This window comes from Streptomyces sp. NPDC104581 (assembly GCF_055583685.1).
Genome location: NZ_JBVJNN010000001.1, coordinates 123,101 through 147,921 on the forward strand (window position 1 = coordinate 123,101; position 24,821 = coordinate 147,921).

Below are 24,821 nucleotides of genomic sequence, written 5' to 3' on the forward strand. Positions count from 1 at the left end.
CCCCCCGTGGTTATTGTTGTGCAGTATGAGGGAGCCCGAAGCCACTTCCAACTCCGGCTCGCAGGAGGGCGCTTGGCGCGTCCGCCTGACCGAGGACGAGACCGGCGCGGCGCCGCCGCTCGGCGCGGGCGTGCTGCTGCCGGGCGGACTGGTGCTCACCTGCGCCCATGTGGTGCTGGCCAAACCGCGCCGCAGGACGGACGGCGCGTGGGAGTCCGGCGGCCGGAGCCGCGATCCGCTCCGGCCGGTCGAGACGCTGTACGCGGAGTTCCCCGGCGCGCCCTCCGACCCGCCCCTGCGCCTGCGCGCCGAGGTGCTGTCCGAGCGGCTCGCGCCGCCCACCTCACGGTTCAGCGGTGACATCGCGCTGCTGCGGCTGGCCGCCGAACCACCGGTGGCCACCGCCGTACTGCACCGCCGTATCCCCGCCCGCGGTACACCGGTGCACTCGGTCGGATACACGGACCGGCTGCCCGGCGGCGAGCACATCGACGCCCGCCTCATGGGGCTCGGCGGTCCGGCGCGCTATCCCGAGTGGGTCCAGCTCGACCCGGACGGCGGGTCGTACGCGGTGCGCCACGGGTACAGCGGCAGTGGTGTGGTCGCCGAATCGGGCGAGGTTCTGGGCATCCTGGTCCATCAGTTCGGGACCGAGCGCTATCCGGTCGCGGTCAGCCACGCGTACATGATCCCGACCGACACGATCCTGCGCCATCTGACGGAGTTGCGGGTGACGGGGCCTCCCGCCGTGTCGCCCACCATCCCGCGCGATCCGCCCGGAAGCGGTTCGACTCGGGCTCTCGGGCTGCGCCGCAAGGTGACCCACTGGCTCATCGACTCGGTCCCGGCGACGGGGGCGGGGGCGTCCAAGTCCGCCGCGGCCCCGGTCTCGGATCCGGTGTCCGGGGCCGACCCGGCGGCCGGCAGGCGCGCGGCCACGGAGCCCGTGGAGGTGATCTTCGCCCGCGACGACCGTCACGACGACATGTCGGCGATCCACGCCACCCTCAACCTCGCCGACCGTGAGCGCAATCCGCGGCCGGCGGGCACGAGGAGCGCCGCCGGACCGCCCGCGGGGTCGATCGACATCGCCGTGGACACGACGGGGCTGACGGCGGGGCAGCTCATCGCGCTCACCGCCGAACGCATGGGACTCGCGGGCCCCGTCGATCCGCCCGGTCCGGCCGGACCCGCCGGGTCGGAGAGCCCAGGCCCGCACCACGGACCCGAGGACCAGGACCTCGCGCTGGCCCGGATCGCCGGGGACGGCCCGCCGGTCGCCGCCGCGTTCCTCTCGGTCGACCGGACGGCCCCGACGGGCGAGGCGGCGATACCCCTCCTCAGGGCGTTACGGGCGAGCGGCCACACCCGGTTGCTGCTCGTCTTCCGTGACGCGTCGTCCCCGTCGCTCGGACAGGTCGTGGACACGCTGCTCGACGACGGCTGGGCCGAGCGCCGTACGACGGCCGTCACCGGGCGGCTCGACGTGCTCGCCGAGCTGGAGCGAAGATTCCGCAGGCTCAACGCACATCCCGGTGTCCGGCGCATCACCGGCGCGCCCCGGCCGGTCCATGCCCGGCTGGTCGCCCGGCTCGCCGGTCTGCGCACGGACGGCGGGGTCCCGCGCAAGACCGCCGCCCTCACCCACGCGCTGTTCCTGCTCGACATCGACGTCGAGGACGCCATCCAGCGGACCGGATCCGCCGTACGGCTCCTCGACCGCCCCTACGCGCCGGGCGAGTACGTGGTGAGTCCGCCCGGTGACGGCCTCACCGATCTGCCGCACATCACCGTCGAGGACCCCGACACGTTCGTCGAGCCCGAGGCGGAGCCGCCGAAGGAGTGGGAGTCCGGCCTCGTGAGCGGCCAGGAACTGCACCAGCAGTACAAGGTCGTCGGGCTGCTCGGCGAGGGCAGCTTCGGGCAGGTCTACCTCGCCCGCGACCTGATGCTGGAGAACCGCCCGGTGGCCCTGAAGGGCGCGCGGGACCCCGGCGACGCGACCGACCGGCAGACCTCCCGACTCGAACTGCTGCGGCTGGTCAGTCTCAACCACCCCTCCATCATCAAGGTGTTCAACCACGCCCGGCATCCCGGCCGGCCCGACCAGCCGGAACACCCCGCCAACAACGCCCGGTTCATCGTGATGGAGTTCGCCGACGGGGCGCCGCTCCAGTGGGTCGCCGAGCAGATCGCGCGGGACGAGGCACCCTTCGACGGCTACCGTGTGCACGAGTTCATCGCCGCCTACGGCCTGCGGATCCTGGACGCGCTCAGCTATCTGCACGACGAGGAGGGCTTCGTCTACGGCGACCTCTCCCTCACCAACGTGATGCACTGCGGCAACGGCATCAAGCTCATCGACGTCGCGGGCGTACGGAAGATCGGGCACCCGGGGCCGGTCACCTACCGGGCGCCGGAACTCGGTGCCTCCACCGAAGTGACGGTCGCGGCCGATCTGTTCGCGGTCGGAGCCGTCCTCCAGGAGCTTCTGGACCGGGTCCCGGCCCACCCCGTCGACCTCGGCACGACCTCACTCCAGCGCGTCCTCAACCGGGCGCAGGCCCCGCGCCCCGAGGACCGGTTCGCCGACGCGCGGGAGATGGCCGTGCAGCTCCACGGGGTGCTGCGGGAGCTGCGGTCGCTGCGCCTCGGTGAGGAGACGTTCGAGCCGTCGCCGCTGTTCTCGGCCGCGCCCACCGCTCTCGACGGCGAACTCGGCAAGGCCCCGCCGCTCGAACAGTGGCGGCGCGGAGGCAACCACAAGCGCCCGCTGACGATACGGCCACCGCTGCCCGCCGAGGTGGCCGTGGGGCTGCCCGTTCCGCGGCCGAGCCGCCAGGATCCCAACTGGAAGGAGTTGCAGCGCACGTCGTACGACGATCCGGCCGGTCTGCTCCAGCTCAGCGCGGACTGGCAGCTCTCCCCCGAGCTGGCCCTCCTGCGCTGCCGTCTCCATCTGGAGGCCGCCCGCTACCAGCCGGCCGGCGCGGACGCGGGATTGGCGTCCGCCGCCGCCGAGCTGAGACGGGCCGAGGCCGCCGTCGGCTCACTGGCGGAGTACGACTGGCGGCTGCGCTGGCACCGGGGACTGCTCCAGCTCACCGCGGGCGACGTGGAGTCGGCGCTCGTGTCCTTCGACGGGGTCTACGCGTCGATTCCCGGCGAGTACGCGCCCAAGCTCGCCCTCGGGTACTGCTACGAGATCCTCGACCGGCCTGAGGAGGCGATGGTCTTCTACGGAGCGGTGTGGAAACGCAACCACGCGCTCGGCAGCGCCGCGTTCGGACTGGCCCGTATCCATCTGGCCGACGGTGACAGCGGACCGGCGCTCGCCCGGCTCGAAGCCGTACCGCCCGACTCACGGCACCGCACCGCCGCCCGCACCGGCATGGTGCGTATTCACGCGGATCTGTCGGCCGAGGGGGGCCCGCCGAGTGTGGCCGCCGCGAAGCAGGCGTGCGTGGCGCTCCACCGGCTGGCCCGGTACGAGGGACTGACGGACCGTCACGCCCAGGAGCGTCTGCGCACCGACCTGTTGGAGCTGCTGCTCAGGCTGGTCACGACGGCCCCGGAGTCCGACCCGCTGCGGGCGCTGCGGGAGTCCCTGGACAAGGAGATCCCGATCCCCCTGACGGAACACGATCTGCGCGAACAGCTCGGCGTCGGTTACGAACGGCTCTCCGAGCAGGTGCCGCGCACCGCGCTGCGTGAACACACCGCCCTGGAGAGGGCCCTGCTGGACAACGCCTACCGGACCCGGCCGTTCGCGTTCAGCCACAGCAGGGGTGAGCGGCGCCAGGGCAGGCTGCGCGGCTGGCGGCCCGGCCGGCTGCGGGCCCTGCTGGGCGGCCGGACGACGGACGCGTCGCGGACTCCGGACGACGGGGGCCGCACGGACGACCGCTGGAACGCCTTCACCGGGGAGCGCTGATGGCCGGCCGCCCCTCCGCGGGTTCGCGGCTCCGGTCCACGCAGGCGGCGGCCGGATCGGCCGGGGCCGCCCTGTGGCGGTCGGTGTGGCTGCCGATGTGGCGCCGGTCATCGGGCCGTACGCCCACCGGCCGGCGGCGGCACACGGCTCCGTTCCTGTTCAGTCGCATGCTGCTGCTCCCGGCGCTCGCCCTGGCCGTCCTGGCACTCGCCGGGACGGCGTATCTGGATCTCGACGGCCGTACGGAGCGGCTGCGCGAGCGTTACGCCCCCGCCATGGTCGAACTGGCCCACGCGAGAACGTCGTTGGAACTGGCGCACCAGGAGGCGACGCTGCGGCTCGGCGGGGACGAGGGCGAACCCCTGCTCCAGACCGATCTCGTCGGGCTCGGGGAGACGTACCCGTCCCTGCTGACCGAGGGGTCGCAGAGCCTCAACAACACGGCCCAGACGAAGGCGCTGCGCGCCGAACAGGAGCAGGAGGTCCGTGTCGTGTCGGGGCTGGTGGTGGCCTACGACGACTGGATCGGCTGGGCCGACAGCCACCACGACAGCAAGGTGCTGCGCACGGCGGGACTGGACTACGCCGCGAGTCTGCTCGGCGCACCGTCCGAGTCGTCCGACCCCACGGCCGTCCTCAACCGTATCAGGGCCCTTGAAGGGGAGTTGAGAGCGGACGCCTCCGAGCTGTCGGGCTGGACCGCGCTCTCCGCCGTGACGGCGTGGGGCGCCCTGCTCGCCGTGCTGGTCTTCGTCTTCGCCGTCGTCGGCACCATCGACTTCGTCCTGGGGCAACTACGGGTGCGCAGCCCGCTGTTGACGCTGTACGCGCTGCCGGTGGTGCTGGCACTCGGCGTACTGGTGCTCGGGGCCGCCGGCCAGCAGCACGCGCAGCGGAAGGTGGCGTCGGCGGGCGTCGAGCTGGCCGCGGTGAGCGTGACGCCACGGGCCGCGACCCGGATCGAGGTACTGGACGAGGAGTTGGCCACCGGTCTGCGCGGTACACACCCCGGTGCGTGGACGCTGGCCGCCGAACTCGCCCTGGCCGTCGGGGCGGCGGGCGCGGTGGCGACGGGGTTCACCCTGTTCCACTACGGCCGCAGGCATCTGCGGATCCTTTGGAGGACGCCGTGAGGGCTCCGTACCGATTCGTGCGCCAGGTGCTGGCGGTCGCCCTGCTCGCCGGGGCCGCTGTCGTGCCGGCGGGCTGCGCGGCCGACGAGAGACCGACGCTGGTGGTCCTCGGTCCCTGGACGGGCCGCGAGGCGACGCCGTTCAAGAAGATGCTGGAGGAGATGGGCGACCGGAAGGGCCGGCGCTATGTGTACGAGGGCACCCGCTCGCTGAGGGAGACTCTCGTCGCGCAGCTGCGGACGGAGTCCCCGCCCGACGTGGCGATCCTCAACGGCCCCGGTGAGCTGGCCCAGTACGCGCGCGACGGGGACGCCCAGCCGCTGCCGCCGAAGGTGACGAGCCGGGCCATCGAGCCCTGGGCACCACGCATCAGCGTCCCGGACAGGCACGGGAACACCGAGGAGCAGGCTTACTGGGCGCCGGTGCGGGTGGATCTCAAGTCCGTCGTCTGGAGCAGACCGGGCGAGGAGAGGGCGGGGGCCGAGGACGCCAGATGGTGTCTGGGCATGGCGTCGGGCGCGACGTCGGGCTGGCCGGGCACGGACTGGATCGAGGACCTGCTGCTCCAGAGGCAGGGCCGCTACGTCTACGAACAGTGGGCCACCGGCGCCCTGGCATGGACCGACAAGCGGGTGAAGCGGGCGTGGCTGGACTGGGCCGCGGTGCTCTCCACCGATGTGGCGAGCGCCGAGAAAGCGATCACCAGGCCGTTCGAGAGCCTGGCCGACGGCGGGTTCGGGCTGCTGAACGCGGGCGACTGCACGCGCGAGCACCAGGGTGCCTTCGTCCGCCGCCACTACGGCCCCGATGTGATGCCGGCCCCGACCTCGGACTTCGTCGAGGGACTGCCCGCGGACCGGAACGTGTTCGAGGTCGCGGGGGACATGGCCGCGGTGTTCAAACCGAGTGACGCCGCGTGGGACCTGGTGCTCGAACTCACCTCGTCGGAGGCCCGCACCGAATGGGTCGAGGCGGCGAAGCCGCAGGAGCGGCCGTTCTTCCCGACCGGTGCGGCGGGGGCGCCGGGTGCGGCGGGGGCGACCCCGGCCTCGAAGGAGGTGCTGCGGATACTCGACGGCGCGGAGGCGATCTGCCTCGACGCCTCCGATGCCATGCCGTCGACGCTGCGGGGTGCTTTCCAGCGGGCGGTACTGGAGTTCCTGGAGAAGCCGCAGGACGAGGCGGTGCTCGACGGTCTGCTCACCCAGCTGGAGGCGGAGCGGCTGCTCCAGAAGAAGGCCAGGGCGTTCGTTCTGGAGGACCTGTGCGATCTGCCGCCCGGCAGGTAGGCGGGCGGGGCAGGGGCCGGTTCGTCCCCGGTCGCCGCACGCGACCGCCGAGTCCGTGCGACGGCCGTGCGACGGCCGGGGACGGAGCCGGTCGTCAGGGTGTGACGGCGGTGTCCGTCAGGGTGTGACGGCGATGTTCGTGAGGCCGCGCCCGCCGGTGACCGTGTTGTTCGAGTGGACGGTGGTCCGGCAACCGGCCGTGTCGGCGGTGACGTTGATGGCGAGCTGCCGGTCACCGGTGGCGCCGGTGAGGTCCGACCTGTTGCCCCGGAAGACGGTGCCGCAGCCCCAGCCCGGCTGCTGGGTGTGGGTCTCGAAGCCGTTGTTGGTGGTGTTCTTCCCGGTGTTGTTCTCGACGAGCGTGTTGTTGCCCTTCACGTCGACCCAGGAGTCGTCGAAGTTCGCGCCGGTCAGCCCACGACCGTCGAAGGTGTTCCCGATGATCTTCGCTCCGGTGGTGCCCTCCTTGATGTCGATGGCCTCGCCGCCGACGTCGGGGCCGATCGTGTTGCCGATGATCTGCGTGTTGTCGCTCTTGTCGGAGGTGGAGCCGGCCGAGCCGACGTAGACGCCTTCGCCCATGCCCCGGCCGTCGTTGCCGGTGTCGTATATCCGGGAGTTCCTGATGATTCCGTCGCGGCTGGTGTCGCGGAAGTGGACGCCTTCCATGTCCAGGTCGTGCACGACGACCGAGTCGATGACGACGCCGTCGGCGGCGTCCGTCATGATCCCCTTCTGGGCGCCGGTGAGGGTGATGCCCTTGACGGTCCAGTACGAGGCGCCGTTGAGGTGCAGCACGTATCCGCCGCCCGCGTTGAGCACGGCCTTCTCCGAACCGGCGAGCGTGATGCGGGAGTCGGCGGTACCGGCGACCAGCGCCTTGAAGTTTCCGGTGTAGTTGCCGTCCGCGAGCTGGATCGTGTCGCCGGGGCGCGCGGCGGTGAGCGCCGCCTTCAGTTCGGCGGCGGTCTTCACGTTGATGACCGCCGCGTGCGCCGGGGCGGCGGCCACGGAGAGCAGGCCGGCCGTCGTGACGACCGCGAGGAGAGTGGGGAGCAGCCTTCGGGTACGCATCGCAAGCGCCTTCCTGCGAAGAGTCTGTGGGGTTCTCATATACGAACAGGGAGCGAGCTTGTGAATTCAGGAGCCGACTCGTCACCGTAGGGACACGAGCGAACCCCGTCAAGGTCCGTACCAATAGCGGGATTCCCCTGCCCCGACGACCGTCCCGGCCGGCGACACGCCGACATTCCGGGAATCGCGACTCCTTGAATGTGCGCACGATCGATCGTACTTTTACGTCATGACGACAACGGCCCCTATCCTCACCGAAGAGACCGATCCCCTCTGCCTCTCCCCCGCGCGCGCCGCGGGGCTTCTCACCGGGGCCCCCTGGCGGCGGTTCGCGGTGGCCGGCGACAGCCTGGCCGCCGGGACCGGGGACCCGAGCCCCGGCTACGCGAGCCTGCCGTGGGGCAGTCGGGTCGCCGACGCGTTGCGCCGCGTCCGCCCGGACCTGGTGTATCTGAACACCGGCACCGCCGGGGCCACCACGGCCGACACGCTGGCCGGGCAGATGGACGAGATCGTCGCGTTCGCCCCGGACCTGCTGCATATCGCCTGCGGGGCCAACGACCTGTTCCGGCGGCGGCCGGACTTCCGGCTCATCGAGCACACCGCGCGGCGTGTCTTCGAGCGGGCGGCGGGGACCGGGGCGCGGCTGACGACGTTCACCCTCGGCAGGGCCTTCGACGTGCCGGCGTTCGCGGATTTCGCCGAGCGGGTGCGCACGCTCAACGCCCTCACCGAGGCACTGGCCGTCGAGCACGGCGTGGTCGTCGTCGACATGTGGGACCACCCGCTCAACGCGCGGCCGGATCTGCTGAGCGCCGACCGTATCCACTTCTCGACATCGGGTCAGGCGGTGATGGCGTCCGAGGTGGTCAAAGCGCTGGCACGGACGATGGACGCAGCACCTGCGCCCGCCCCGGCCGGGTGACGACCGCCGTCTGAGCGGCGGGCCCGCGAGGGCGCCGCCGGGCGTCCGGCGGCCCGGGCCGGTACGGACCCGCCCGGCCGGGGCGGGCGCAGGCCCTCAGAGGCCGGCCTCAGACGCCCGCCGTCTCACGCGGCCGGCTCTCCGCGAACGTCACGACCAGTTCGCCGTTCTGCGCGTCGACCAGGATCGTCTCGCCGTCCTCCACGTCCCCGCGCAGCAGGGCCCGGCCGATGAGGGTCTCGACCTCGTGGGAGATGTAGCGGCGCAGCGGCCTGGCGCCGTAGACCGGGTCGAAGCCCTGGTGGGCGATGAGTTCGCGGGCCCGCGGGGTGAGGTCGACACCGATCCGGCGCATCCCCAGCCGCTCGCGCAGTTCGTTGAACTGGAGGTCCACGATGCGCTCGATCTGGCCGGGGCCCAGCGGCTTGAAGAGCACGATGTCGTCGACCCGGTTGAGGAACTCGGGGCGGAAGTGGCCGCGCAGCTCCGCCGTGACCAGTTCCCGTGCCTCGGGCCTGATCTCGCCGCCGGAGGTGGCTCCGTCGAGCAGATGGGACGACCCGATGTTGGACGTCATGATGATCACCGTGTTGCGGAAGTCGACCGTCCGGCCCTGCGCGTCGGTGATGCGGCCGTCGTCCAGTATCTGGAGCAGGGTGTTGAAGACGTCGGCGTGCGCCTTCTCGATCTCGTCGAACAGGACGACGGAGTACGGCTTGCGGCGCACGGCCTCGGTGAGCTGGCCACCCTCCTCGTACCCGACGTAGCCGGGAGGCGCGCCGACGAGCCGGCTCACCGTGTGCCGTTCCTGGTACTCGCTCATGTCGAGGCGGACCATGTTCTCCTCGGAGTCGAAGAGGGCCGCCGCGAGGGTCTTGGCGAGTTCGGTCTTTCCCACTCCGGTCGGTCCCAGGAAGATGAACGACCCGATGGGCCTGCGCGGATCGCGGATGCCGGAACGGGCCCGGATGATGGCGTCGGCGACCAGCCGGACCGCCTCGTCCTGGCCGATGACGCGCTCCTGGAGTATCTCGTCCAGGCGCAGCAGCTTCTCGCGCTCGCCCTCCTGGAGCCGGGCCACGGGGACACCGGTCCAGGCGGCCACGATCTCGGCGATCTCGTCCTCCGTGACCACTTCCCGGAGCAGGCTGGACTCGCCCTGCTTGGCGGCGAGTTGTTCTTCCTCGGCCGCGAGCCGGCGTTCCAGGTCGACGGTCCTGCCGTAGCGCAGTTCGGCGGCCCGGTCGAGGTCGTAGTTCCGCTCCGCCTCCGCCGCCTCGCGCCGTACCTGTTCCAGCTCCTGGCGCAGGTCCTGGACCCGGCGGATGGCCTGGCGTTCGGCCTCCCACTGCGCCTGGGCCGCGTCGGCCTCGCCGCGCCGGTCGGCGAGTTCGCGGCGGAGCTCGTCGAGGCGGGCCCGGCTGGCGGGGTCCGGCTCCTTGGCGAGGGCGGCCTCCTCGATCTCCAGACGGGTGACCCGGCGGGTGATCTCGTCGAGTTCGGCGGGCATGGAGTCGATCTCGGTACGCAGCCGGGCACATGCCTCGTCCACGAGGTCGATGGCCTTGTCGGGGAGGAAGCGGTCGGAGATGTAGCGGTGGCTGAGGGTGGCCGCCGCGACCAGCGCGGTGTCCTGGATCCGCACGCCGTGGAAGACCTCCAGGCGTTCGCGCAGCCCGCGGAGGATGGAGACGGTGTCCTCCACGCTCGGCTCGTCCACCAGTACCTGCTGGAAGCGGCGTTCGAGCGCTCCGTCGGTCTCGATGTGGCGGCGGTACTCGTCCAGGGTGGTGGCGCCGATCATATGGAGTTCGCCGCGGGCGAGCATGGGCTTGAGCATGTTGCCCGCGTCCATCGCGCCCTCGGGGCCGCCTCCGGCGCCGACCACGGTGTGCAGTTCGTCCACGAAGAGCAGGATGCGCCCGGCGGCGGCCTTGACCTCGCTCAGTACGGCCTTGAGGCGCTCCTCGAACTCACCGCGGTACTTGGCGCCCGCCACCAGGGACCCCATGTCGAGGGAGAAGACGGTCTTGTCGCGCAGCCCTTCGGGGACGTCGCCGCGCACGATGCGCTGGGCGAGTCCTTCCACGACGGCCGTCTTGCCGACACCGGGGTCCCCGATGAGGACCGGGTTGTTCTTCCGTTTGCGGCTGAGGATCTGGGTGACGCGGCGGATCTCGGCGTCGCGGCCGATCACCGGGTCGAGTGTGCCCTCGCGTGCCTCGCCCACCAGGTCTCGGCCGTACTTCTCCAGGGCCTCGTACGCCCCTTCGGGGGTCGCGGAGGTCACGCGCTGGTTGCCGCGGACCCGGGTGAGCGCGGCCAGGAAGTTGTCCGTCGTGACGCCGTGCCGCTTGAGGAGCCGGCCGGCGGGGGTCGCGGAGCCCTCGTCGGCGAGGGCGAGCACGAGGTGTTCGACGGAGACGTACTCGTCCTTGAGCCGGTGCGCCTCCTGTTCGGCGGTGTCCAGCAGCCGGCTGAGGCGCTGGGTGACGAAGACCTGGCCGGGGGCGGTGCCCGGACCCGTGCTGCGGGGCCTGCGGGCGAGTTCGGTCTCCACGTCGGTGCGCAGCGCGTCGGTGTCGGCGCCCGCCTGGTCCAGCAGCCGGGGGACGAGTCCGTCGCGCTGGTCCAGGAGGGCGAGCAGCAGGTGGTCGCCGTCGGTCTCGTGCTGCCCGAGCCGCAGGGCCACGGTCTGGGCGTCCTGGAGGGCTTCCTGGGACTTCTGGGTGAGCCGGTTCATGTCCATGGCTGCTGATCACTCCCGGTACCGCTGCGGCGCAGCGCTGTTTCGAGGCGGCTGATGCGGTCGAGCAGGTCGACCACCACGCCGAGCGAGGCGTAGTTGAGGCAGAGGCCGACCCTGAGCCGTTCCAGACGGGCGAGGTCGAACGGGGCGCTCTCGGCGAAGCGGAGCCGGCCGGACGCCTCCCGGCGGGCGTCGAGCAGTCCGAGGGCGACGAACTTGCGGACGGTGTCGGGGTGCAGGCCGGACCGTCGGGCGACGGTCTCCAGGGAGAGGCCGGGGAGCGGTACCAGCGCGTGGACGGTGCGCCGTGGGGTGGTCACGGTGTCCTCCTCGGGTCGAAGTCGGAGGCTCCGGCGAGCTGTTCGAAGAGGTCGCGCTCACGGTCGGTGGGGTACGGCGGCACCGTGATCCGCAGTTCGGCGTAGAGGTCGCCGTCCGTTCCGCGCGGGTTGGGCAGGCCCTGGCCGCGCAGCCGGAGCCGTCGTCCGCTGGAGGACCCGGCCGGGACGGTGACCTTGGCGGTGCCCTGCGGTGTGGGGACGGGCAGCGTGGCTCCGAGCGCGGCCTCCCAGGGGGTGAGGGGCAGCCGGACGGAGAGGTCGCGGCCCTGCACACGGAACGTGTCGTGCGGTGCGAGGCGCACCCTCAGATAGAGGTCGCCCGCGGGTGCGTCGCCGCTGCCCCGGCCGCCCTGACCGGCGAGGCGGATCCGCTGTCCGTCGGTGACACCGCGCGGGATGTCGACGTCGTACGTCCGCTGTCCGCCGGGCCCGCCGAGGGTGACGCCGCGGTGACCGCCCCGGTACGCCTCCTCTACCGTGAGGGAGAGTTCGGCCTCCTGGTCGGCGCCGGGCACCCGGCTCCGTGCGCCGCGCGCCCCGAACATCCCGCCGAAGAGGTCCTCGAAGTCGATGCCACCGGGGCCGCCGGGGCCGCCGAAGGGGTCACCGCCGTCCCCGTACCCCCGTCCGCGGCGTGCCCGTCCCCCTCTGCCCGCACCGGCCGCCGCGCGGTCACCGTACGCGCCGTACCGCTGATACTCGTCGTCATCCTCCGGTATCCGCCGGAAGTCGGCGCCGAACCGGTCGTAGCGTGCGCGGGTCCCGGGGTCGGACAGGACGCTGTACGCCTCGTTGAGCTCCTTGAAGCGTTCCTCGGCGCCGGGGTCCTTGTTGATGTCCGGGTGGTACCTGCGGGCACGGGCGCGGTACGCCTGCTGGATCTCCTCGGTGCTCGCGGTGCGCGGCACGCCGAGGGCCTCGTAGAGGTCGGCTGCCATGGGCTCGTCACTCCTGCCGCTTGCTGACGACGGCGGCCATCGGGCGCAGTTGGTGGCCGGGGGTGCCGTAGCCGGGGCGCAGGCACCGGACGACCGTGCCCGGCTCGGAGCCGGGATCGTCGACCACGCTGACGGCTTCGTGTCTGGCCGGGTCGAAGGGGACGCCGGTCTCGTCGTCCCTCGGGTAGCCGAGGCGGTGGAGGATGTCGACGGCCTGGCCGCGTACGGCCTCGACCCCCTGGACGACGGAGCCGGAGTCCGGCTCGGCGTGGGCCAGGGCGAGTTCGAGGTTGTCCAGCACGGGCAGCCAGTCGGCGCAGACACGGGCGCGCTCCGCCTCACGTTCGCGCGTCAGCTCCTTCGTACGGCGTTTGCGGACGTTGTCGAGGTCGGCGAGGGCGCGTCGCCAGCGGTCCCGCAGTTCCGACGACTCGGCGGACTCGGCGGAGGCGGCCGGTTCCGACGGTCCCGACGGCTCGGTGACTTCGGTGACTTCGGTCGCTTCGGTCGCTTCGGTGGCTTCGGCGGACGGGGCGGGGCCGTCCGGCGTCCCGCGTTCGGGCCGCGGTTCGTCCGCCGGTTCCGGGGAGTGGGTCATGGCGGCTTCAGCTCTTGTCGAACTCGGCGTCGATGACATCGTCGTCGGCGCCACGGCCACGCGCGTCCTCGTCCGTCCCGGAGCCCTGCTCTCCCTCGTCCCCGCCCGGCGCCGGTCCGGCCCGACGGGCGGCCAACGCCGCGTGGACCTGCTGGAGTTCGGAGGTCAGTGACCTCGCCCTGGCCGGGTCCGCCCCGTCCGCGACGGCCTGACGGGCGTCGGTGACCAGCATCCGCGCGCGGGCCGTCTCGTGTTCGGGCGCGGAGTCACCGAGTTCGGTGAGGCTCCGCTCCACCTGGTAGGCGGCGGAGTCGAGTTCGTTGCGCGCGTCGACGGCCTCGCGCAGCGCCCGGTCCTCTCCCCGGTTGCTCTCGGCCTCGGCGACCATCCGTTCGACCTCGGAGGGATCGAGGTTGGAGCCCTCGCTGATGGTGATGGACTGCTCCTTGCCGGTGGCCTTGTCCTTCGCGGTGACATCGAGGATGCCGTTGGCGTCGATGTCGAAGGTCACGTCGATCTGTGGTTCACCGCGCGGCGCGGGGCGGATGTCGGCGAGCTGGAAGCGGCCCAGCACCCGGTTGTCGGCGGCCAGTTCACGTTCGCCCTGCACCACCACCACGTCCACGGCCGGCTGGTTGTCCTCGGCGGTGGAGAACGTCTCGGAACGGCGGACGGGGATCGTGGTGTTCCGCTCGATGATCTTCGTCATGACGCCGCCGCGCGTCTCCACACCGAGGGAGAGCGGTGTGACGTCGAGCAGCAGGACGTCCTTGACCTCGCCCTTGAGGACACCCGCCTGGATCGCGGCGCCGAGCGCCACGACCTCGTCGGGGTTGACGCTCATATTGGGGTCCTTGCCACCGGTGAGCCGGCGCACCAGGGCCTGTACGGCGGGCATCCGGGTGGAGCCGCCGACGAGGATGACCTCGTCGATGTCCTGGTCGCTGACCTTGGCGTCGGCCAGCGCCTGCTGGACGGGGTCCAGACAGCGTTCGACGAGATCGGCGGTGATCTGCTCGAACGTGGACCGCATGACCGTCTCGGTCAGATGCTTGGGGCCGGAGGCGTCGGCGGTGACGAAGGGCAGGCTGACCTGTGTCCGGCTGACCGAGCTGAGTTCGGTCTTGGCCTTCTCGGCGGCTTCGAAGAGGCGTTGCAGGGCCTGCGGGTCCTGTCGCAGGTCGATGCCGTTCTCCCGCTGGAAGGTGTCCGCGAGGTGATCCACGAGTCGGCGGTCGAAGTCGTCGCCGCCGAGGTGGCTGTCACCGGCGGTGGAACGCACCTCGACCACTCCGTCCCCGACGTCCAGGATGCTCACGTCGAAGGTGCCGCCGCCCAGGTCGAAGACGAGCACGGTCTCGTGCTCCTTCTTGTCCAGCCCGTACGCGAGCGCGGCGGCGGTCGGCTCGTTGATGATGCGCAGCACGTCGAGGCCGGCGATCCGGCCGGCGTCCTTGGTGGCGGTGCGCTGGGCGTCGTTGAAGTAGGCGGGCACGGTGATGACGGCCTCGGTGACCCGTTCCCCCATGGACTTCCCGGCGTCGTCGGCGAGTTTGCGCAGCACGAGCGCGCTGATCTCCTCGGGGGCGTAGAGCTTGCCCCGTACGTCGATACGGGCGACGCCGCCGTCGCCCTCGACCACGTCGTACGCGACGGCCTTGGCCTCGTCGGATATCTCGTCGTAGTGGCGGCCGATGAAGCGCTTGGCCGAGTAGATGGTGCCTTTCGGATTGAGGATCGCCTGACGCCGGGCGAGCTGCCCGATCAGGCGCTCCCCCGAGTCGGTGTATCCGACCACGGAGGGTGTGGTGCGGGTGCCCTCCGCGTTGGGGAGCACGGTCGCCTCGCCGCCCTCCCACGCGGCGATCACCGAGTTGGTGGTGCCGAGATCGATTCCTACTGCCTTGGCCATGGAAGTACTCCTCAGAACTGCCGCTCCCAGGCGCTCGGCCGCGGGCGTTCGGCCCGCCGCGACGGCGGGGCCGGGCCCGGTGAACCGTGTCGCGTCGGCGGGGCCGTGACGTGTCAGGGCCTCGCCGTCCTCGCCCCGCGGGTCGTACGCCCGGTGGCCGGCGCATGCCACTCACTGCCGTCCAGTTTCACATTATTTGTCAGGGCATGCGAAAGGTGTCCGTGATGGCGGGCGTCGTGTGAGGTCAGCGACGGGGCCGGGCCTGGTTGGGCCTGCGGCCCGGCGGGTGGGCCGGTGCGGGCGGGGCCACGACGGCGGGGATGGCGCGGGCCTCGGCGACTCCGCCGTGGACGGTGAGGGCGTCGCCGTAGTGGTGGATCCGCAGCGGGTCACCGGTCGGGAGGGTGTACGTCGCGGTGGTCGGCGTGATCTCCACCCGGAGGTGGCGGCCCTGGAACTGCATCGTGAACGCGAGCCGGCTGATCTCCTCGGGCAGTCTCGGCGCGAAGTCCAGTCTGTTCCAGCCGTGCCGCATTCCGCCGAAGCCGACCACCAGCACCATCCAGGCGCCGGCGAGGGAGGCGATGTGGAGACCGTCGCGGGTGTTGTGCTCCAGATCCTCCAGGTCCATCAGCGCGGCCTCGGTCAGATAGTCGTAGGCCAGCCGCAGGTGCCCCGTCTCCACGGCCATGACCGCCTGACAGCAGGCCGACAGGGAGGAGTCGCGGACGGTGAGGGCTTCGTAGTAGGCGAAGTTGCGGGCCTTGTGATCGGCGTCGAAGTACGAGCTGCACTTGACCATCGCCAGGACCAGGTCGGCCTGTTTGACGACCTGTTTGCGGTAGATGTCGAAGTACGGGAAGTGGAGCAGCAGGGGGTACTGGTCGGGCCGGGTGTTCTCGAAGTCCCACACCTGGTGCCGGGTGAATCCGGCGTCCTGCTCGTGGACCCGCAGCTCACTGTTGTAGGGGATGCTCATGGCGTCGGCCGCGTCGCGCCAGGCGGCGCTCTCCTCGTCGTCCACGCCGAGCCGGGCCGCGACGTCGGCGTTGCGCTCCACGATGTCCGCCGCGGCCGTCAGATTAGTCCGGGCCATCAGATTGGTGTACGTGTTGTCGTCGACGACGGCGCTGTACTCGTCGGGACCGGTGACCCCGTCGATGTGGAAGGCGCCGTGGTGGTCGTGGTGTCCGAGCGATCTCCACAACCGCGCCGTCTCCACGAGCAGTTCGACGGCGCAGTCGCGCTCGAAGTCCTCGTCGTGCGTGGCGGAGAGATAGCCCAGGGCCGCGTCGGCGATCCCGGCGTTCACGTGGAAGGCGGCGGCGCCGGCCGGCCAGTAGGCCGAGCACTCCGAGCCGTCGATGGTCCGCCAGGGGAACGCGGCCCCCCTCAGGCCGAGTTGCTCGGCGCGGTCCCGCGCGGCGGGCAGCGTGCTCTGGCGCCAGCGCAGCGCCTGGGACACCGCGTCCGGTGAGGTGTAGGTGAGCAGCGGCAGGACGAACGCCTCGGTGTCCCAGAAGGCGTGCCCGTCGTAGCCGGAGCCGGTCAACCCCTTGGCGGGGATGCCCCGTTGCTCGGCGCGGGCACCTGCCTGGAGTACGTGGAAGAGGGCGAAGCGCACGGCCTGCTGGATCTTCTCGTCACCGTCCACCTGCACGTCGCCGCACTGCCAGAAGTCGTCGAGATAGGCGCGCTGTTCGCCGGCGAGGCCGTCCCAGCCGATGCTCGCGGCGCTGGCCAGGGCGGCGTCCACCTGATCGGCGACGGCGGGCAGCGACCGGGTGCTGGACCAGCCGTACGCGACGAGTTTGTCCAGGCGCAGGCTCTTGCCGGGGGCCAGGACGGAGGTGACAGTCAGCCTGGCGATGTCGTCGTCGGACTCGCACTCGGTGGTGGTCGGCTCGGGTCCGCCGACGACGTGGTCGGCCGCGGCGCCGACGCGCAGACCACTGCGGCGGGTGCGGTGCACCAGCCGCAGCCGGTTTCCGGAGGCGAAGGTCTCCTCCGCCTCCAGGGGCGACTCCAGCGCGACGGCGGCGCGGGGATCGGCCGCGGCGCCGGGCAGTTGCTCGTTGGCCACCAGCTCGGACTGGATGACGACGCGGACCTCGGTGTCGACCGCCTCGACCCGGTAGGAGACGGCGGCGACCGCGCGCTGGGTGAAGGAGACGAGCCGGGTGGAGCGCACCCGTACGGTGCTGCCGGCCGGTGAGGTCCACTCGCAGGTGCGGTGCAGCAGACCCGAACGCAGGTCGAGCACCCGCTCGTGGGAGCGGAGCTGCCCGTAGCGCAGGTCGAAGGGCTCGTCGTCGACCAGCAGGCGGATGATCTTGCCGTTGGTGACGTTGATGACGGTCTGGCCGGACTCCGGGTAGCCGTATCCGGCCTCGGCGTACGGCAGGGGGTGCAGCTCGTGGACGCCGTTGAGATAGGAGCCGGGCAGACCGTGCGGCTCGCCCTCGTCCAGGTTGCCGCGCCAGCCGATGTGACCGTTGGAGAGGGCGAAGACCGACTCGCTCTGCGGGAGCACGTCGAGGTTGAGCTCCGTCTCGCGGAGGGACCAGGGCTCCACCGCGTACATCGAGTCGGTGATCATGCCCGCGGCTCCCGGTCGGCGAGGTCGGCCAGATCGGTGACGACCGTGTCCGCGCCGTGCGAGCGCAGGGCGTCGGCCTGGCCCACCCGGTCGACGCCCACGACGTACCCGAAGTGGCCGGACCTGCCCGCCTCCATGCCCGCCAGCGCGTCCTCGAAGACGGCTGCGGCCGACGCCTCGACGCCCAGGTCACCTGCCGCGGCGAGGAAGGGCGCGGGGTCGGGCTTGCCGGGCAGTCCGCGCTCCGCGGCGACGATCCCGTCGACACGGGTGTCGAAGAGGTCCTCGGCGCCGATCGCCCGGAGGATGTCGCGGCAGTTGGTGCTGGAGGAGACCACGGCGGTGCGCAGTCCTTCCGCCCGGACGGCCCGGATGTAGCTCAGGGAGCCGTCGTACGCATCGACACCGCCCGCCTTGATCCTCTTCAGCAGCCGGTCGTTCTTGCGGTTGCCCAGTCCCTGGACGGTGGCCCGGTCGGGCGGGTCGTCCGGTGAGCCCTCGGGCAGTTCGACATCGCGCGAGGCGAGGAAGGTGCGTACGCCCGCGGCGCGGGGGAGGCCGTCGACGTACCTGTTGTAGTCGGTGACGGCGTCGAACGGGCGGAATTCCCCGCCACCGCGTTCCCGGAGGAATTCGTCGAATGTCTCCTTCCAGGCGGCCGCGTGGACGACGGCCGTCTTCGTGATGACACCGTCGAGGTCGAAGAGACAGGCCCGGATTCCGTCCGGGAGGCCGAGTTTCGTCATGCGGTGCACCTTCTGGCGTGGAAGGGAGCTGCTTTCCCGGTAATCGTAGGGCGGCGGGCCGGACGGGTCCTCGGGAACATTCGCGGCGGGGTCCCGTTCGCGGATGGGCAGAACGGGGGAGAAACCCATGGGATTACCGCGGAAATCCGTCGGGGATCGCCGGGGGAATGCCGGGGAAATCCCCCGGCGGGCCGAAGGCCCCTCGCTCATTCGGCGGTGGCGGTGTACGGCTCGATGCCGGGCGGAACGCGTACCGCGATCATCGCGATGTCGTCCGTCCCGGCATCACCGAGGGCCACGACGAGTTCGTCGCAGAACTCCTCCAGCGGGGCGCGGGCCAGTGCCGCGGCGTGCAGGCGCAGCCGCGTCATGCCGTCGTCGAACGTCTCGCGGCGGCGCTCGATCAGCCCGTCCGTGTACAGCAGGACCGTCGAGCCCGGCGGCAGGGGTTCGGCGGCGTCGGGGCGGATCGTCTCGGACGCGACGCCCAGCAGGATGCTCCGGCCGCCCTCCAGAAAACGGGTGTCGCCCTCGCGGGTGATCAGCAGCGGGGCGGGGTGCCCGGCCACGGCGTACTGGAAGAGCCAGGGGCCGTCCGGTTCGGGCTTGGTGAGCAGGCCGTACAGGCAGGTGAGGGTCTGTCCCGGATAGAGGATCTCGTTCGCGGCGTCCAGCCGGGCGAGGATCTTGCCCGGCGGCTCCTTGCGGTCGCAGGCGATGCCCCGGAGCATGTTGCGCATCTGGCTCATGGCCACCGCGGCCTTCAGGTCGTGCCCGGTGACGTCGCCGATGATCAGGGTGAGGGCTCCGTCGGGCAGCGTGAACGCGTCGTACCAGTCACCGCCGACCTCGGCGCTCGCCCGCGCGGGGTCGTACCGTGCCGCGATCTCCAGCGGTCCGCCGTCGGGCAGGTCCGGCAGCAGGGAACGCTGGAGCCGTTCGGCCGTGTGGGCGATCTGGCCGTGCAGTCGCGCGCTGTCCACGGCCATGGCGATGCGGTGGGAGAGGTCCTCGATCAGCGGCAGCCGGTCCTCGTCGTCGAGCACCTCCGGGCCGGTGCGCACCAGGGTCAGCGCGCCGAGCACCTGGTGGCGGGCGCGGAGCGGGGCCAGTACGGCGCGGTGCGCGCCCAGTTGCTCGAAGGTCCGCAGCTCGGCGCGGTGCAGGGCGTCGGCGCCCTCGGCCGGGTCGGGGAAGTCCGCGAGGCGCAGGGGCCCGGCGCCCCGCAGGGCCCGCGCCAGCGGGGCCGGGGAGGACTCGTCGGCCGGCGGCAGCAGCGCCTCCAGGAATCCCGGGGGCAGCAGGTCGGGCTCCCGGTGCTCCACCACCACGCGGCGCAGCCGCCCCTCGCTCTCGACCAGGTCGATGGCGCACCAGTCGGCGAGGGCGGGGACGAGCACCCTGCACAGGCGGCGCAGCCCCTGTTCGAGGTCGAGCGTGCTGGACAGCGCCTCGGAGGCGTTGGCCACGATGGTCAGCCGGTCCAGGGCGTCCTGGAGGGCGTGGTCCACGTCGAGGGAGTCGTCCCCGGGCGTCGCAGTGGTCACGTCGGCTTCTTCCTCCGGGTGAGGGGTTGCGTTCCGGCGTCCCTACGGGCCCGAGCATATTCCCGGCGGTGGCCGGTCCGCTCCCGCCGGGAACCGGGCGGGCCGGGAAAGGCGTCACGGAAGGCACGCCGCTTCTCCCCCGGAGCAATTGACGAACGACGTACGGATCTCCTCCCCCGGTCAGGGCTTTCATGACGTCGGAGCCATGCGCCGCCTAATAGCATTAGGCAAATAATTATTTCCCCTAGGTATGCTGGCACCCATGTCGAACCGGGCCGGGCACAGGAGGTGGGGCCCGTGGCGCGCGCGGGACTGACGATCGAGCGGCTGACCGAGGCAGGGGCCGAACTGGCGGACGAGGTGGGCTTCGAGAACGTCACGGTGGCCGCGCTCGCCCGCCGCTTCGGCGTGAGGGACGCGAGCCTCTACGCCCACCTCAGGAACGCCGCTGACCTGCGGGTCAGAATCGCGCTGGTGGCCGTGGAGGAGTTCGCCGAGCGGGTCGGCACCGCGGTGGCGGGCCGGGCCGGCCGGGACTCGCTCACCGCGTTCGCCGACGCCTACCGGGCGTTCGCGCTGGAACGCCCCGGCCTCTACACGGCCACCCAGCTGCGGATCGAACCGGTGCCGACGCCCCCTCCCCCGGCGTATCTGCGGACCATCGAGCTGACCTACGGGATGCTCCGGGCGTACGGCCTGGCGGAGCCGGACCTGACCGATGCCGTACGGCTGCTGCGCAGCACCTTCCACGGGTTCAGCGCCCTGGAGGCCAACGGCGGCTTCGCGGCCGACCGTGACGTCCAGGCGTCCTGGGAACGGACCGTCGAAGCGCTCCATGTGCTGCTGGAGCACTGGCCGCGGGCGGCCACGGTGCCCACTGGCGCAGCCTCACCTCATAGGGTTACGTAGGGCCCGGTCGACCGACACGATTTGGAGTTCGCGGATGGTGCACGAGAGGGCCGGGCAGCCGGCGCAGCCGGGAGATCTGGTGGACGTGGCGCGGCTGGTGACGGCCTATTACGCGCTGCACCCGGATCCGGCGGAGCCCGCGCAGCGGGTCGCCTTCGGTACGTCGGGGCACCGCGGCTCCGCCCTCGTGGCGGCGTTCAACGAGGACCACATCGCCGCCACCACCCAGGCGATCTGCGACTACCGGACCCGGCAGGGCACCGACGGGCCGCTGTTCCTCGGGGCCGACACGCACGCCCTGTCCGAACCGGCCCGCGTCACGGCGCTGGAGGTGCTGGCCGCCAACGGCGCCACCGTCCTGGTCGACTCCGAGGACGGCTACACGCCCACACCCGCCGTGTCGCTCGCGATCCTGACGTACAACCGGGGCCGTACCGGGGGCCTCGCCGACGGCATCGTCGTCACGCCCTCGCACAACCCGCCTGCCGACGGCGGCTTCAAGTACAACCCGCCCAACGGCGGCCCGGCCGGCTCCGACGCCACCTCCTGGATCCAGGACCGCGCCAACGCCCTGATCGAGGCGGGGCTCAAGGAGGTCCGCCGGATCCCGTACGCGCGGGCGCTGGCCGCCGACACCACGGGGCGGCACGACTTCCTGGGCCGGTACGTCGACGACCTGCCGTCGGTGCTGGACCTGGACGCGGTGCGGGCGGCCGGGATCAGGATCGGCGCCGACCCGCTCGGCGGCGCGTCCGTCGGGTACTGGGGCCGTATCGCCGAGCGGCACCGGCTCGACCTGACGGTGGTGAACCCGCTGGCCGACCCCACGTGGCGGTTCATGACGCTGGACTGGGACGGCAGAATCCGGATGGACTGCTCGTCGCCGCACGCCATGGCCTCGCTGATCGCGCGGCGCGACGAATACACCATCGCCACCGGCAACGACGCCGACGCCGACCGGCACGGCATCGTCACGCCCGACGGTGGTCTGATGAATCCCAACCACTATCTGGCCGTCGCCATCCAGTACCTCTGCGCGCACCGCGACGGGTGGCCGGCCGGTACCGGGATCGGCAAGACGCTGGTCTCCTCCTCGATGATCGACCGGGTCGCCGCCGACCTCGGCCGGACGCTGGTCGAAGTGCCGGTGGGATTCAAGTGGTTCGTGGACGGTCTCTACGACGGGAGCCTGGGTTTCGGCGGCGAGGAGAGCGCCGGCGCGTCCTTCCTGCGCCGGGACGGGAGCGTGTGGACGACCGACAAGGACGGCATCCTGCTCGCCCTGCTGGCCTCGGAGATCACCGCTGTCACGGGCGCCACCCCGTCGCAGCACTACGCGGCGCTCACGGACCGCTTCGGTGCCCCGGCCTACGCCCGCGTCGACGCCCCCGCGACCCGGCGGGAGAAGGCGGTCCTCGCGAAGCTGTCGGCCGGCCAGGTCACCGCCGGCACGCTGGCCGGCGAGCCCATCACCGCCGTCCTCACCGAGGCTCCGGGCAACGGCGCGGCGATCGGCGGTCTGAAGGTCTGCACGGACAGCGCCTGGTTCGCGGCGCGCCCATCGGGCACGGAGGACGTGTACAAGGTGTACGCGGAGAGCTTCCGCGGCCCGGAGCACCTCGGCGAGGTGCAGGAGGAGGCGAAGGCCCTGGTGTCCGGGGCGCTGGGCGCCGCGGGCTGACGGCGCCGCCGGGAGCGGCTGCTGACGGTGCGTCAGCGGTGTTGCGGGGCGGCTGTGTTCAGTTGCCGCCCGGCGAGACCACCTCCACCGAGAGGTCGTTGTCGACCGTGTAGTACGGACGTGCCGTCAGCGCGCCGAGTGCGGCGGCCGGGTAGACGAAGACCGTCTTGCGGTCCGCGATGTCGTCCAGCAGCCGGGCCACCCGGATCAGCGGCGCGCCGGCGGCCGGGCGGACGTACACGTCCCAGACCGCCGGTGCCGTCCCCGCCCCGGCCCCGCCGCCCTCCGCCGGCAGGTCCAGGTGGTCGACGGTGAACGTGAAGTCCCGCTCCCCACGCGGCCGGAGGGGGCTCTCCCGTACGGCGGTCTCCCGGCCCCGCCGGTGCAGCGACACCGCGGCGCCGTCCCCCAGCCGGGCGCCGAACAGCCGCGCCGTCACGGTCATCGAGCCGTCCGGGAAGTCGATGCGGCCGGCCTCCGCGTGCGCGGCCCGCAGCCAGGCCCGTACGGCGAGCCGGCCGTCCTTGGTGGCGTACGGGATCCGGACCGCGAGCGGCGTCCCGCGGCCGTCGCCGAAGCCGGAGACCAGCGCGCGCAGATCGCGCGGACCGGGCAGCAGCGGTACGCGCTCCTCCCCCGGCGCGGCCAGCACGTACGCGTCCCAGCGGCCCTCCCCGAGCGCGGGCGCCGTCTCCAGGACGGCCCGCCACCGGTCCTGCCCCACGGGCTCCAGCGCGACGGCACGGCCGGTCTCCTCCAGCCACCGGTCGGCCCGCTCCTTCGGCCACCCCTTCGGCGGGCGCGGCCGGAGCAGCAGCCGGGGCCGCGCGGTGGCGGGCAGCGGCAGCGTCATCTCCACGGCCAGCCGCCCCTCGCCGTCCACGGTCGTGTCCGCGCGGGGCCCGGCCACCGGTCCGTCCGTCACGCCGCCGTCACCGCCGCTCATCGCCGTGCCTTCCGTACGGTCCGCACGACACTGCTGGCCGCGACGAGCGCGGTGTCCTTGGCCGCGTACCCGCCGCTCACCAGGGCGTGGTCCGTTCCGCGCGCCGGTGGCCGGCCTTCGGTCCGGGCCGCGAGCAACTCCTCGAAGAGCCGCTCGGCCCGGGCGACGACGGGGGCGGGGGCGAATCGGCGGGAGTTCTCCAGCGCGGCGCGCCCCATCCGGCGGCGCAGCTCGTCGTCGCGCACGAGGTCCAGCAGGGCGCCGGCCAGCGCGTCACGGTCTCCGACGGGCACCAGCCTGCCGTCCTCGCCGGGGGTGATGATCTCGCCGGGGCCGTACGCGCAGTCGGTGCTCACGACGGGCAGCCCGCAGCGCATCGCCTCGACGATGGTCATGCCGAACGGCTCGAAGTTGGAGGTCGCCGCCCCGATGGAGCCCTTCACCCACTCGGCCTCCATCGGTGTCACGGCCCCCATCAGGAACACGTTGTTGTGCAGGCCGAGCGCGTCGATGAGCCCGCGCAGCCGGTCCCGTTCCTCGCCCTTGCCGTAGACGCGCAGCTGCCAGTCGGGGTGCTCGGCGGCGACCGCGGCGAATGCCTCGATCAGCAGGTCGAACCGCTTGACCGGCACCAGCCGTCCGGCGGCCATCACGACGCGCTCGCGGCCGTCGGCCGGCGGGAGGGCGGGGGCCGGGACGCTGTTGGGCAGCGCCTGCACGCGCACGCCCGGCAGCCGCATCTTGCGCCGGTAGGAGGCGGCGTCGGCCTCGGTGACGGGGGTGATCGCGTCCAGCCGCGGGTAGACCCGGCGCAGCGCGTTGCGCAGGCGCGGCGGGTGGTTGTCGAGCGTGAGGTGTTCCTGCCCGACGCGCACCGTCCGCTCGGGGGCCTGGAGGGCCAGGTGCACGTTGAGGCCGGGGCGGGTACCCACGACGACGTCCGCGTCGAGCGACGCCAGCGCCTCGCCGATGCGCTCGTCGGTGAGCGCGCTGTACTGCCGGTAGCGGTACTCGGACGAGGGGAAGACCTTCGCCGGTGTCAGATGCCGCGGGTCGTTCTTCTCGTGCCGCAGGTCCACCAGGGGGCGCAGCCGTACACGCGGGTCGGGTGTGAGGTTCGGCCGCTCCCGGTGCCGGAGAGCCGAGATGATCTCCACTTCGTGCCGATCGGCCAGCGCGCGGGCGAGGTTGAACGTGGTGGTGATCGTCCCTCCTATCCCATACGCGTTGTGTATTAGAAATGAGATCTTCATGCCGTGGATGACGGGTCGCGCTCCACGAAGGTTGCTTGCGTAACCCCTTGGTGAGGAGAAAGGCGCCCGGTCGTGACGTGGCAGGCTGACGCGCCGCCGGAACCGCGCCCGGACACCCGGACCGGACACCGGGCTCGGACGGGGCCGCGCGCCGGCTCCCGGTCATTTGCCGCATTACGCCGTTTTACCGGCAATACGATCGGGAAGGCGCCCCTGTGGACCGAACCCTCACTGCCGCCGAGGCGGC

Annotated in this window: 17 protein-coding genes; 6 read left to right on the forward strand and 11 right to left on the reverse strand. The window is 72.1% G+C overall.

The genetic code is table 11. From position 1 onward, the window contains the following. Positions 1 to 25 precede the first annotated feature (25 nt). From ACZ61E_RS00535 to ACZ61E_RS00545, 3 genes are read left to right on the forward strand one after another with little or no spacing between them, the layout of a single operon-like run. The gene (locus ACZ61E_RS00535) at positions 26 to 3,934 is read left to right on the forward strand and encodes a tetratricopeptide repeat protein (protein WP_469696299.1); all 3,909 of its coding nucleotides are present in this window, start codon (positions 26 to 28) and stop codon (positions 3,932 to 3,934) included. Further along, the gene (locus tag ACZ61E_RS00540; RefSeq protein WP_469696302.1) at positions 3,934 to 5,067 is read left to right on the forward strand and encodes a hypothetical protein; all 1,134 of its coding nucleotides are present in this window, start codon (positions 3,934 to 3,936) and stop codon (positions 5,065 to 5,067) included. Before ACZ61E_RS00535 ends, ACZ61E_RS00540 begins: the two co-directional genes overlap by 1 nt. Next, on the forward strand, positions 5,064 to 6,356 hold the full coding sequence (locus ACZ61E_RS00545; RefSeq protein WP_469696304.1) for an extracellular solute-binding protein: 1,293 nt from the start codon (positions 5,064 to 5,066) through the stop codon (positions 6,354 to 6,356). Before ACZ61E_RS00540 ends, ACZ61E_RS00545 begins: the two co-directional genes overlap by 4 nt. A gap of 117 nt (positions 6,357 to 6,473) precedes the next feature. Here ACZ61E_RS00545 and ACZ61E_RS00550 read toward each other — a convergent pair whose 3' ends face one another. After that, positions 6,474 to 7,430: a right-handed parallel beta-helix repeat-containing protein gene (locus ACZ61E_RS00550; RefSeq protein WP_469696306.1), complete on the reverse strand. Its 957-nt coding sequence runs from the start codon at positions 7,428 to 7,430 to the stop codon at positions 6,474 to 6,476. Positions 7,431 to 7,659: 229 nt separating this feature from the next. Between ACZ61E_RS00550 and ACZ61E_RS00555 the strand changes: the two genes are divergently transcribed. Beyond that, entirely contained in the window at positions 7,660 to 8,355 is a 696-nt protein-coding gene (locus tag ACZ61E_RS00555) for an SGNH/GDSL hydrolase family protein (protein ID WP_469696308.1), read from the forward strand. 109 nt (positions 8,356 to 8,464) lie between these two features. Here the strand turns inward: ACZ61E_RS00555 and clpB are convergent, their stop codons facing one another. From clpB to ACZ61E_RS00595, 8 genes are all read right to left on the reverse strand, one after another. Next, entirely contained in the window at positions 8,465 to 11,104 is a 2,640-nt protein-coding gene (gene clpB / locus ACZ61E_RS00560) for an ATP-dependent chaperone ClpB (RefSeq protein ID WP_469696309.1), read from the reverse strand. Next, on the reverse strand, positions 11,095 to 11,424 hold the full coding sequence (locus ACZ61E_RS00565; protein WP_469696310.1) for a chaperone modulator CbpM: 330 nt from the start codon (positions 11,422 to 11,424) through the stop codon (positions 11,095 to 11,097). Before ACZ61E_RS00565 ends, clpB begins: the two co-directional genes overlap by 10 nt. Next, positions 11,421 to 12,383, reverse strand: a complete 963-nt coding sequence (locus ACZ61E_RS00570) for a DnaJ C-terminal domain-containing protein (RefSeq protein ID WP_469696312.1) — start codon at positions 12,381 to 12,383, stop codon at positions 11,421 to 11,423. The genes ACZ61E_RS00565 and ACZ61E_RS00570 overlap by 4 nt, the downstream gene beginning before the upstream one ends. A 7-nt stretch (positions 12,384 to 12,390) precedes the next feature. After that, on the reverse strand, positions 12,391 to 12,981 hold the full coding sequence (locus ACZ61E_RS00575; RefSeq protein WP_469696314.1) for a nucleotide exchange factor GrpE: 591 nt from the start codon (positions 12,979 to 12,981) through the stop codon (positions 12,391 to 12,393). Between the two features lie 7 nt (positions 12,982 to 12,988). Continuing rightward, positions 12,989 to 14,893 carry a molecular chaperone DnaK gene (gene dnaK / locus ACZ61E_RS00580; protein WP_469696315.1) on the reverse strand — a complete coding sequence of 635 codons (1,905 nt, stop codon included), beginning with the start codon at positions 14,891 to 14,893 and terminating at the stop codon, positions 12,989 to 12,991. Positions 14,894 to 15,137: 244 nt separating this feature from the next. Beyond that, a complete protein-coding gene (locus ACZ61E_RS00585) occupies positions 15,138 to 17,492 on the reverse strand; it encodes a glycoside hydrolase family 65 protein (protein ID WP_469696317.1) in 2,355 nt (784 codons plus the stop codon). Further along, entirely contained in the window at positions 17,489 to 18,238 is a 750-nt protein-coding gene (locus ACZ61E_RS00590) for an HAD family hydrolase (protein ID WP_469696318.1), read from the reverse strand. The genes ACZ61E_RS00585 and ACZ61E_RS00590 overlap by 4 nt, the downstream gene beginning before the upstream one ends. A 206-nt stretch (positions 18,239 to 18,444) precedes the next feature. Beyond that, a complete protein-coding gene (locus ACZ61E_RS00595; protein ID WP_469696320.1) occupies positions 18,445 to 19,785 on the reverse strand; it encodes a PP2C family protein-serine/threonine phosphatase in 1,341 nt (446 codons plus the stop codon). Between the two features lie 297 nt (positions 19,786 to 20,082). Here ACZ61E_RS00595 and ACZ61E_RS00600 point away from each other — a divergent pair, with 297 nt between their 5' ends. After that, on the forward strand, positions 20,083 to 20,694 hold the full coding sequence (locus tag ACZ61E_RS00600; protein ID WP_469696322.1) for a TetR/AcrR family transcriptional regulator: 612 nt from the start codon (positions 20,083 to 20,085) through the stop codon (positions 20,692 to 20,694). A gap of 34 nt (positions 20,695 to 20,728) precedes the next feature. Continuing rightward, positions 20,729 to 22,375: a phosphoglucomutase (alpha-D-glucose-1,6-bisphosphate-dependent) gene (gene pgm, locus ACZ61E_RS00605; protein WP_469696323.1), complete on the forward strand. Its 1,647-nt coding sequence runs from the start codon at positions 20,729 to 20,731 to the stop codon at positions 22,373 to 22,375. A 58-nt stretch (positions 22,376 to 22,433) separates the two neighbouring features. On the opposite strand, the gene ACZ61E_RS00610 is transcribed toward pgm, so the two are convergent. Then, positions 22,434 to 23,321 carry a hypothetical protein gene (locus ACZ61E_RS00610; protein ID WP_469696325.1) on the reverse strand — a complete coding sequence of 296 codons (888 nt, stop codon included), beginning with the start codon at positions 23,319 to 23,321 and terminating at the stop codon, positions 22,434 to 22,436. Further along, positions 23,318 to 24,574, reverse strand: a complete 1,257-nt coding sequence (locus ACZ61E_RS00615; protein ID WP_469696326.1) for a glycosyltransferase family 4 protein — start codon at positions 24,572 to 24,574, stop codon at positions 23,318 to 23,320. The genes ACZ61E_RS00610 and ACZ61E_RS00615 overlap by 4 nt, the downstream gene beginning before the upstream one ends. Between the last annotated feature and the right edge of the window lie 247 nt (positions 24,575 to 24,821).